This is a genomic window from Streptomyces sp. NPDC127084, from assembly GCF_042724175.1.
GTDB lineage: Bacteria > Actinomycetota > Actinomycetes > Streptomycetales > Streptomycetaceae > Streptomyces.
In genome coordinates this window covers 1-9,286 of record NZ_JBHXFA010000208.1, presented here as the reverse complement: position 1 = coordinate 9,286, position 9,286 = coordinate 1, and the positions used below count along the sequence as shown (strand labels likewise).

The window sequence follows — 9,286 nt, the reverse complement described above, 5'->3', positions numbered from 1 at the left end:
GGCTCTCGCGCGGGGTGGGGGGGGGGCCCGGGGTGGGGGCCGCTATGGGGGGCGCGTCCCGGCTCCGGTAGCCGACCATCCGTGATGGTCGACGTGGCGGTAGTGCCGGGAGCCGCGAGGCCTATTGCGCTGGAGCGCTCGCTACTAGGCTCCCGCCATGACTGACTTCGTGCAGGTGTCGACAGCGACCCCGACCCGGGAGCAGGCCATCGCTCTTGCGCAATCGGTGGTGAAGGAGCGGCTTGCGGCAGGGGCCCAGATCATCGGGCCGGTCACATCGGTGTTCTGGCACCTCGGGGAGTTTGGCACCGGTGAGGAGTGGCAGTTGCTGCTGAAGACTCGCGCTGAGCGATACCGGGATCTTGAGGCGCATCTGGTCAAACATCATCCGTGGGACAACCCCGAGGTAGCGGCTGTGCCAATCGTCGCGGGCACGGAGGCTTGTCTGGGCTGGGTGTCCGAGAACACCCAGCCCAAGGGCGCGTAGTTAAAGTGCTGCTCTGTCCAAGGCGTCGTCAACATCAGCGACGCCTCGGTGCTTCGTCAACCGCTGGAGGAGTGGGTTGAGTCTGCGGCGGGGCCGGACAGACGCAACCCCGTTGGTGAGGTCCAGGGCACGGCTTGTCACTCTTGCTGCCTGCTCGACCTCACCAGCCGTGAGGTACGCGTCGGCGAGCCATGACAGGTAGAGCGCCTTGTCCCGCGCCTGACTGTCGTCGTAGGCCGTTAGTGCTTCCTCCAGGATGGGCACGGCACGCAGCGGCCTTCCCAGTTCGGCCCAGCAACGCCCAGTCATGATTCGTAGCTCCGTCAGGTCCACCCATGAAACCCAGTCCGGCTGCGGCGTCTCGTGTGCGTCAGAGAGGGCGAGTGCTGCTTCGGCGAGCGCGTGTTCAGTGTCTGCGGCGAGGCCAGCCACGGCGCAAGCCCATGCCCGCCGTTCATGGAGTAGAGCGCGGACTCCGGCTGGGGCATCCGGACCGAGTGTCGCGCATGAGCGGTTGGCGATCTCTACGCCTGATCTCCGATCCCCGTTCACCATCTGGTAGGCGAGGAACGCGAGCGCGTTCCCGGCGAGGTCCTTGTCGCCCGCGGTCGTCGCCGCGGCGTGGCTTTCCTTGTAGAGGGCGGTTGCGTCGGCTTCCCGGCCGGCGTCGAACGCTGCCCATCCGGCTTGCTGGGCTTGTTCGGCGAGTACGGACAGCAGCGCTTCGCCGGTCCCCTCTGTGTATGTCGCGTGTCGGAGTAGTGCCTTGGTGGCCTGATACTCGCTCTGATAGACGCGATAGGTGTCACCGCCTCCTAGGACGTTGTCCAGCCGCCGCAGACGCGCTGTACGCAGACGGAGCAGTTCAGGGTAGTCAGCGCCGATGCGCCTGCTTGTCGGCTGCCGAGTCAGGTCGGTGATGCCGACGGCGAGGGTTGCGCCGGTGGCCGTATGGAAGAACTCTCTGCGCCGCACCTGGTTGTCTTCCTGTGTGGTGGTTGTGCGTGCAGGTGCCACGGAGGAGCACTGCGCGTGTGTCTCCCACGGTCGGTCAGCGAGGCCGAGTAGGTGTCCAGGGATGCGTAGCGCGTCCGCGATGCTCACGATCTTTTCGAATGTGGTGATGCGTCCGCGGCCTCGTGCCAGGGTGCCGACCCGTTCCGGTTTGATGTCGCATTCGGCGGCGATCTTCGAGTAGCTGATCCCTGCTAAGTCCCGGGCCAGCCGGAAAATGGCTCCGAAGTCGTGGGCTGTGATTGCGGCCTGGACCTCAGCACTGTCGAGCACATGCGCGGGCAGCGTGGTTGGTGGTTTGTAGTGCGTCATCGTGGCCCCGTGTACCTGCGCGAGCGAGTCTGTCTCACGGTATGTCAACGAGCCTACCCACGATGGGTATACCCCTTGCGGGGAAGTTCGGAAGACGCTGCTGGATGGAGAGTTCTCGCAGTAGGCCCCGGCGACCGGCCGCACCAGTCCCGGGCGTGGTCAACACTGCGAGGAGCGTCGACGTGCCGCACGATACTGCCCCAGCTGAGCCGTTGTCCGGGGTCGCTGAGAACCGATGGCCCGACATCGCCACGATGCGCGATGTCGCCCGCGATGTGCTGGCCGACGAGGAGACCGCATCGGAGGATCTCGTCCCAGCGATGTGCGGCTTCGTGTATCTGCTGGTCCCGGAGGTACAGGAGTTGATTCGCCGCGCCCCGCTGGGTGACATGCCCGCGAAGGTGGCGCAGGTCGCCGTGGACGGGGCGTGCCTGCGGGTGACCACACCTCCCGGGATCGGACCGGCCGCCGTGCGACGGCACGCGCGGAAGGTCGCCGCGTCGGTACTGGCGCTGTGCGAGCACTACGAGGGCCTCAGCCATGTCGCGGAGTCACGGTGACGGGCACGCCTCCCGCCGATGGGGCGGTCCCACGGCGGCCGTGCCGTGAGCAGCCGATCCCGCCCGTTCGCGAGCTCGACTGGAACCAGTACGCGGGCCGTGCCTGCTTCGCCTGCGGCAAGGGCCTCACCGTCGGCGCCGTGAACTGCGGCTGGGCCCGAGGCCGCGAGGGCGTCCATGTCCTGGACGTCGAGGTGTGGGCCTGCCCCTGAGACTCCCGCTCGCCCGACTACGGCGGACCGTGCGAGCGGGGCACGTTTCCACGTCCGCCGGCCCGTGTACAACCCCACCACACAGGAGGTCACGCCCATGAGCGACGCAGGTAAGCACGGCGGGGAGCCGAGCGACAAGCCGTGGACGCCGCCGCCGACCCCGCCGTCTCCCGACGGCAGCGGTCCGGGCAAGGTCACGGAGGGCTGACGTCGTGACGACTGCCCAACCGGGCGGGCACGCCGCGCTCGTGCGAACGCTGCACGAGCGCGGTCTGCTCGATGACACATGGCGCCGCGTCTGGGACGCCGTACCGCGCGAGCCTTTCATCCCCGCCCGCGCGTGGCGGCAGGATCCTGACGGCTGCACGCCGCTCGCCTCACCGGCGGATCGGCTGGCTCTCATCCACGCCGATGAGCCGGTCGTGATTCAGCTCGATGACGGTGCCGGTGACGGGCCAGGCGTCGCAACGTCGTCGAACAGCCAGCCGAGCATGGTCGCCCGGTCGCTCGGGCTGCTCCAGGTCGAGGCTGACGCCCGGGTGCTGGAGATCGGTACCGCCTCGGGCCACGTCGCGGCGCTGCTGTCCGAGCGCCTCGGTAGCGAGAAGGTGTTCAGCGTAGAGCTGGACCCGGCGCTCGCCGGGCACGCAGCGGCGGCGCTGCACGCCGCCGGGTACCGGCCGAACCTCCGCTGTGGAGACGGCGAGGCCGGGTGGTCCGATGGCGCCCCGTTCGACGCGATCCTCGCCACATGTGCCCTGCGGCGTATCCCGGCTGCGTACGTCGACCAGGTGCGGCCCGGCGGGGTCATCGTCGCCCCGCTCGCCCGTGAGTTCTGGTCGGGCGCCCTGGTGCGGCTCACGGTGCGGGGCGACGGTACTGCGACGGGTACGTTCCACGGTGGCGCCTCGTACATGCCGATGCGGTCCCACCGCGCCGGTGAGGGCGCCCCCGTCGACAGCGGTACCGCTCGCTGCCGTCAGACCCGCCTCGGCGCGGCTGCGGTGCTGCACCTCGGGTTCGCTCTGTGGGGCGGCACCCGGCTGCCGGGTGTACGGCTGTGGCACAGCCAGGGGCCTGCCGGGATCCAGGTGTGGGCGCAGCACCGGGACGGTTCGGCGGCGACCGCCGTCGCCGGCGATGTGTGGGAGTACGGCCCATGCGATCTGTGGTCCGAGATCGAGGCGGCGCACCGTGACTACGTCGATCTCGGCTCGCCCCCCGCTGAACGGTTCGGACTCACTGTGCGCCCCGAGGGCGAGTACCTGTGGCTGCACAGCCCTGGGAACGTGCTGGCTCCGGTGCTCGAGTCCGAGTGGCGGCCTGCTGTCGCCCCGTCGGTTGACCGACTGACGGGCTGAGCCGCCGCCCGGCTCCCCGAGCCGTCCGTGGCATTTATGCCGAAGGCGCGGGATCCCGTCACACAGGGCTGTGCGATCGAGTGGTGGCGGCGGGCGGACACCGTGCGATCTCTCCGGTGGCGACAATCCGTGATGGTCCGGGTGGCGGCAGCGCCGGGCGTGGGTGACATTTGCCGTGATCCCCGTCTCCTACGCGAAAGGCAGGACCATGGCGGGAAACGATCTCGGCAGTCTTCTGGGGAGTCTGCTCGGCGGAGGCCAGGGCGGCAACGGTCAGGGCGGCAGTGGCCAGGGCGGCGCCGGGAACATCCTTGGCGCGCTGCTCAACGCGTTCAGCGGCAACGGAAGCGGTAAGAGCGCGTCCAACGGCAGCCCGCTCAGCGGCCTGATGGACATGCTCAGCAAGTCCGGCCTTGTCGAGCAGGCCCAGTCCTGGATCAGCACCGGTCAGAACAAGCCCGTCAGCGGCTCGCAGATCGCCGAGGCACTGCCGGACGAGACGCTGGACAAGGTCGCGCGGCAGAGCGGTGTGACCCCGCAGCAGGCCGCGGACGAGATCGCGCAGTCCCTGCCGAAGGCCGTGGACAAGCTGACCCCCGACGGGGAGCTTCCGAAAGCCGGCTCCCTGGAGGAGCTGATCAAGTCGCAGCGGATGTGACCTGTCCGCGCACCGACCGCGCCGCGGCGGCCGTCCTCTGTCTCGCAGGGCGGTCGCCGCGCCGGTGTGTCACAGCGGCTGACTACGCTGACTGTGAGCACTTGAGCACGAGCAAAGGAGCACGACGTGGCGGTACGAGCCGTCCGGGGAGCCGTCCAGCTGGAACGGGACGAAGCCGGGCACATGGACGAGCAGGTCAGTCTGCTGCTCACCGCCATCCTGGAGCGCAACGGGCTCACCGCCGACGATCTGATCAGCGTCTGGTTCACTGCCACGCCCGATCTGCACAGCGACTTCCCTGCCGCGGCGGCGCGCGGACTCGGCATCGTGGACGTTCCGCTGATCTGCGCCCAGGAGCTGGACATCCGGGGCGCGATGCCCCGGGTGGTACGGATCCTCGCGCATGTCGAATCCGACAAGCCCAGGTCCGCGATCGCCCATGTGTACCTCGGTGCCGCGGGCGCCCTGCGCAAGGACATCGCCCAGTGAGAACGGCGATGGTCATCGGGACCGGTCTCATCGGCACCTCCGCGGCCCTGGCGCTGGCCGGGCGGGGCGTCACCGTGTACCTCAGGGACCATGACCCGGCGCAGGCCAGGACGGCGGCGGCACTCGGCGCCGGCACGGACGAGGCTCCTGAGGGGCAGGTCGACCTCGCGATCGTGGCCGTACCGCCCGCATACGTGGCAGCCGCCCTCGCGGAGGCCATGCGCGCCGGGTCCGCGCGCGGCTATCTCGACGTGGCCAGCGTGAAAGGCGGGCCCCGCCGAGAGCTGGAAGCCCTCGGTGTGGACCTGACCGCGTACATCGGTACGCACCCCATGTCGGGCAAGGAGCGCTCGGGCCCGCTGGCCGGGACCGCGGATCTCTTCGAGGGGCGCCCCTGGGTGCTCACGCCGACCCGGGACACCGACACCGAGGTGCTCAACCTCGCTCTGGAGCTGGTCGCGCTGTGCCGCGCCGTGCCCGTGGTGATGGAGGCGGACGCCCATGACCGTGCGGTGGCACTGGTCTCGCACACCCCGCAGCTGATCTCCTCCATGGTCGCGGCGCGGCTGGCCGACGCCGATGAGACGGCGGTCCGGCTCTGTGGCCAGGGCATCCGGGACGTGACCCGTATCGCGGCCTCCGACCCCCGGATGTGGATCGACATCCTCTCCGCGAACCCGGGGCCGGTCGCCGACGTCCTCGCGGGGGTCGCCGCCGACCTCGATGAGACGGTCCGCTCGCTGCGTGCCCTTCAGTCGTCCGACGAGGACAAACGGCGCGACGGTGCCACCGGAGTCGAGGACGTGCTGAGGCGCGGCAACGCGGGACGTGAGCGCGTCCCGGGCAAGCACGGCGCCGCCCCCACCACGTACGAGACCGTGGCCGTGCTCATCAGCGACCAGCCCGGCGAGCTCGCACGGATCTTCGCGGACGCCGGACGGGCCGGTGTCAACATCGAGGATGTCCGCATCGAGCACGCCACGGGCCAGCAGGCCGGTCTGGTGCAGCTCATGGTGGAGCCTGCGACCGCGCCGGTGCTCAGCGCCTCGCTGCGGGAGCGGGGCTGGGCACTGCGCCAGTAGCTCTGGACCCGGGGCCGGGCAGGTCGCATGGCCCCGGCCCGGCCCCGGAAAATGAGGCCGATAGGCAGCTGATAAGCACGGGTGCGTGGACCCCGCCGCGCACTCGGTAACCTTGTGCGGGGCACCTTGGCATTCCCGCCTGCCCGCAAACGCGTATGAGGAAGGTCTCCGACACCGTGGAATCCGTGATCGTCGCCATCGACGGCCCCTCCGGCACGGGCAAGTCGAGCACCTCGAAGGCGGTCGCTGCCGAGCTGGGGCTCAGCTACCTGGACACCGGTGCGCAGTACCGGGCGATCACCTGGTGGATGATCAGCAACGGGATCGACACCGACGACCCCGCGGCGATCGCGAGTGCCGCCGGGAAGCCCGTGATCGAGTCCGGTACGAACCCGCTCGCTCCCACCATCAGCGTGGACGGCACCGACGCCGCAGGGCCCATCCGTACCCAGGAGGTCACCTCCAAGGTCAGCGCGGTCAGTGCGGTCCCCGAGGTGCGCGCCCGGATGACCGGCCTCCAGCGGACCATAGCGGCGGCTGCCGAGAAGGGCATCGTCGTCGAGGGCCGGGACATCGGCACGACCGTCCTGCCCGACGCCGATCTGAAGATCTTCCTGACCGCGTCCGCCGAGGCCCGCGCCGCCCGCCGCAGCGGGGAGCTGAAGGGCAAGGAGGCCAGCGGTCTCGACGCCACCCGCGAGGCGCTGATCAAGCGCGACGCCGCCGACTCCAGCCGTAAGACCTCCCCGCTCGCGAAGGCGGGCGACGCCGTCGAGGTCGACACCACCGAGCTCACACTTTCGCAGGTCATCGAGTGTGTCGTGACGCTGGTCGAGGAGAAGCGGGCCGCCCGGTGACCGTACCGGCTGTTCCCTCGGTTCCCTCAGGGAGAGGCGCCGCCGTCGGCAGACGGATCGGTATCGGGCTCATGTACACGCTGTGGAAGCCGCGTGTACTCGGGGCCTGGCATGTCCCGGCCAACGGCCCGGTGATTCTCGCTGTCAACCACGCGCACAACATCGACGGCCCCATGCTGATGGGCTGCGCCCCCCGGCCGGTGCACTTCCTGATCAAGCGGGAGGCCTTCATCGGTCCGCTCGGCAGGTTCCTGCGCGGGATCGGGCAGCTCGAAGTGGACCGCACCAGCGCCGACCGCGCGGCGATCACCTCCGCCCTCGCGGTGCTGGACCACGGCGGCGTTCTCGGGATCTTCCCCGAGGGCACCCGGGGCGAGGGGGACTTCACCTCCATCCGCTCCGGACTCGCCTACTTCGCCGTACGCTCGGGGGCCCCGATCGTCCCCGTCGCGGTGCTGGGCAGCAGCGAGCGGCGCGGACGCCTGATACCGGCGCTTCCTCCGCTGCGCGGCGGCGTCGACATCGTCTTCGGCGAGGCCTTCACCGAGGGCGACGGTACCGGCCGACGCACCCGCAAGGTGCTGGACGACGCGTCCGTGCACATCCAGAAGCGGCTTACCGCCCACCTGGAAAACGCCAGGCGCCTCACCGGGCGCTGAGCCAGACTTCAGTAGTGGGCTCCCGGTCCCCACCGGCCCGCGAGCCCACCGATCACCACGGAAGAACAAGGAACGGACTTCATGAACGACCAGCACGACCACGGGGCACTCGGCGACACCGAGTACGCGGAGTTCATGGAGCTCGCCGCGGAGGAGGGCTTCGACCTTGAGGCCGTCGAAGGCGCCATCGAGGAGGCCGGCCACGGCCCGCTCCCCGTCCTCGCCGTCGTCGGCCGCCCCAACGTCGGTAAGTCGACCCTCGTCAACCGCATCATCGGCCGCCGCGAGGCCGTCGTGGAGGACCGGCCCGGTGTGACCCGCGACCGGGTGACCTACGAGGCGGAGTGGGCCGGACGGCGCTTCAAGGTGGTCGACACCGGCGGCTGGGAGCAGGACGTCCTCGGCATCGACGCCTCCGTCGCCGCGCAGGCCGAGTTCGCGATCGAGGCCGCCGACGCCGTCGTGTTCGTCGTGGACGCCACTGTCGGCGCCACCGACACCGACGAGGCCGTCGTCAAGCTGCTGCGCAGGGCCGGGAAGCCCGTCGTCCTCGCCGCCAACAAGGTCGACGGCCCCTCCGCCGAAGCCGACGCCGCCATGCTCTGGTCCCTGGGCCTCGGCGAACCGTTCCCGGTGTCCGCGCTGCACGGCCGCGGCACCGGAGACCTTCTGGACGAGGTGCTCAAGGCACTGCCCGACGCCCCCGCCCAGACCTTCGGCAACGCGGTCGGCGGCCCCCGGAGGATCGCGCTCATCGGGCGCCCGAACGTCGGCAAGTCGTCCCTGCTGAACAAGGTCGCCGGCGAAGAGCGCGTCGTCGTCAACGAGATGGCCGGCACCACCCGCGACCCCGTGGACGAGCTCATCGAGCTCGGCGGTACGACCTGGAAGTTCGTGGACACCGCGGGTATCCGCAAGCGGGTCCACCTCCAGGAGGGCGCTGACTACTACGCCTCGCTGCGTACCGCGGCCGCCGTCGAGAAGGCCGAGGTCGCCGTCGTCCTCATCGACACCAGCGAGTCCATCTCCGTCCAGGACCAGCGGATCATCAGCATGGCCGTCGAGGCGGGCCGTGCCCTCGTCATCGCGTACAACAAGTGGGACACGCTGGACGAGGAGCGCCGCTACTACCTCGAGCGCGAGATCGAGACCGAGATGCAGCAGGTCTCGTGGGCGCCCCGGGTCAATGTGTCGGCCCATACCGGACGGCATATGGAGAAGCTGGTCCCGGCGATCGAGACGGCCCTCGACGGCTGGGAGACCCGGGTGCCGACCGGCCGCCTCAACGCCTTCCTCGGTGAGCTGGTCTCGGCCCATCCGCACCCGATCCGCGGCGGCAAGCAGCCGCGCATCCTGTTCGGCACCCAGGCAGGCACCAAGCCCCCGCGCTTCGTCCTGTTCGCCTCCGGCTTCCTGGAGCACGGCTACCGGCGCTTCGTGGAGCGGCGGCTGCGTGAGGAGTTCGGCTTCGAAGGCACCCCGATCCATATCTCGGTGCGGGTGCGTGAGAAGCGCGGCAGGAAGAAGTAGCCGCTCGGGCAGCGGCCACACCGGATTGCGGCGCGCCCCTCGGGGGTGGGGCGCGGACACTGATA

11 protein-coding genes are annotated in these 9,286 nt (G+C 70.0%); 10 read left to right on the top strand and 1 reads right to left on the bottom strand.

Translation table 11 applies throughout. The features are described 5' to 3' along the window. The first annotated feature begins 157 nt into the window (after positions 1-157). Positions 158-487, top strand: a complete 330-nt coding sequence (cutA, locus tag ACFWI9_RS30830) for a divalent-cation tolerance protein CutA (protein WP_387167530.1) — start codon at positions 158-160, stop codon at positions 485-487. Here the strand turns inward: cutA and ACFWI9_RS30825 are convergent, their stop codons facing one another. After that, positions 488-1,813 carry a helix-turn-helix domain-containing protein gene (locus ACFWI9_RS30825; protein ID WP_387167527.1) on the bottom strand — a complete coding sequence of 442 codons (1,326 nt, stop codon included), beginning with the start codon at positions 1,811-1,813 and terminating at the stop codon, positions 488-490. 182 nt (positions 1,814-1,995) lie between these two features. On the opposite strand from ACFWI9_RS30825, the gene ACFWI9_RS30820 reads away from it, so the two are divergent. From ACFWI9_RS30820 to der, 9 genes are all read left to right on the top strand, one after another. After that, entirely contained in the window at positions 1,996-2,373 is a 378-nt protein-coding gene (locus ACFWI9_RS30820; protein ID WP_387167524.1) for a DUF6415 family natural product biosynthesis protein, read from the top strand. Beyond that, positions 2,370-2,585: a hypothetical protein gene (locus ACFWI9_RS30815; protein WP_387167521.1), complete on the top strand. Its 216-nt coding sequence runs from the start codon at positions 2,370-2,372 to the stop codon at positions 2,583-2,585. Before ACFWI9_RS30820 ends, ACFWI9_RS30815 begins: the two co-directional genes overlap by 4 nt. A 212-nt stretch (positions 2,586-2,797) precedes the next feature. Next, on the top strand, positions 2,798-3,946 hold the full coding sequence (locus ACFWI9_RS30810) for a methyltransferase domain-containing protein (protein ID WP_387167518.1): 1,149 nt from the start codon (positions 2,798-2,800) through the stop codon (positions 3,944-3,946). Between the two features lie 208 nt (positions 3,947-4,154). Next, positions 4,155-4,604 carry a YidB family protein gene (locus ACFWI9_RS30805; RefSeq protein ID WP_387167515.1) on the top strand — a complete coding sequence of 150 codons (450 nt, stop codon included), beginning with the start codon at positions 4,155-4,157 and terminating at the stop codon, positions 4,602-4,604. 126 nt (positions 4,605-4,730) lie between these two features. Continuing rightward, positions 4,731-5,093 (top strand): chorismate mutase, encoded by a 363-nt coding sequence (gene aroH / locus ACFWI9_RS30800; protein ID WP_387167512.1) that lies wholly within the window; start codon positions 4,731-4,733, stop codon positions 5,091-5,093. After that, a complete protein-coding gene (locus ACFWI9_RS30795) occupies positions 5,090-6,175 on the top strand; it encodes a prephenate dehydrogenase (RefSeq protein ID WP_387167509.1) in 1,086 nt (361 codons plus the stop codon). The genes aroH and ACFWI9_RS30795 overlap by 4 nt, the downstream gene beginning before the upstream one ends. A gap of 155 nt (positions 6,176-6,330) precedes the next feature. Further along, complete coding sequence (cmk, locus tag ACFWI9_RS30790; RefSeq protein WP_387167506.1) at positions 6,331-7,032, top strand: (d)CMP kinase; 702 nt, start codon at positions 6,331-6,333, stop codon at positions 7,030-7,032. A 71-nt stretch (positions 7,033-7,103) separates the two neighbouring features. After that, positions 7,104-7,691 carry a lysophospholipid acyltransferase family protein gene (locus tag ACFWI9_RS30785; RefSeq protein WP_387167504.1) on the top strand — a complete coding sequence of 196 codons (588 nt, stop codon included), beginning with the start codon at positions 7,104-7,106 and terminating at the stop codon, positions 7,689-7,691. A gap of 81 nt (positions 7,692-7,772) precedes the next feature. Further along, a complete protein-coding gene (gene der, locus ACFWI9_RS30780) occupies positions 7,773-9,221 on the top strand; it encodes a ribosome biogenesis GTPase Der (RefSeq protein ID WP_387167501.1) in 1,449 nt (482 codons plus the stop codon). Positions 9,222-9,286: the final 65 nt, after the last annotated feature.

Bases quoted from the DNA above. Each gene is read 5' to 3' on its own strand.
- cutA (WP_387167530.1), top strand. From the start codon at position 158: ATGACTGACTTCGTGCAGGTGTCGACAGCGACCCCGACCCGGGAGCAG.
- ACFWI9_RS30825 (WP_387167527.1), bottom strand. From the start codon at position 1,813: ATGACGCACTACAAACCACCAACCACGCTGCCCGCGCATGTGCTCGAC.
- ACFWI9_RS30805 (WP_387167515.1), top strand. From the start codon at position 4,155: ATGGCGGGAAACGATCTCGGCAGTCTTCTGGGGAGTCTGCTCGGCGGA.
- cmk (WP_387167506.1), top strand. From the start codon at position 6,331: ATGAGGAAGGTCTCCGACACCGTGGAATCCGTGATCGTCGCCATCGAC.
- ACFWI9_RS30785 (WP_387167504.1), top strand. From the start codon at position 7,104: ATGTACACGCTGTGGAAGCCGCGTGTACTCGGGGCCTGGCATGTCCCG.
- der (WP_387167501.1), top strand. From the start codon at position 7,773: ATGAACGACCAGCACGACCACGGGGCACTCGGCGACACCGAGTACGCG.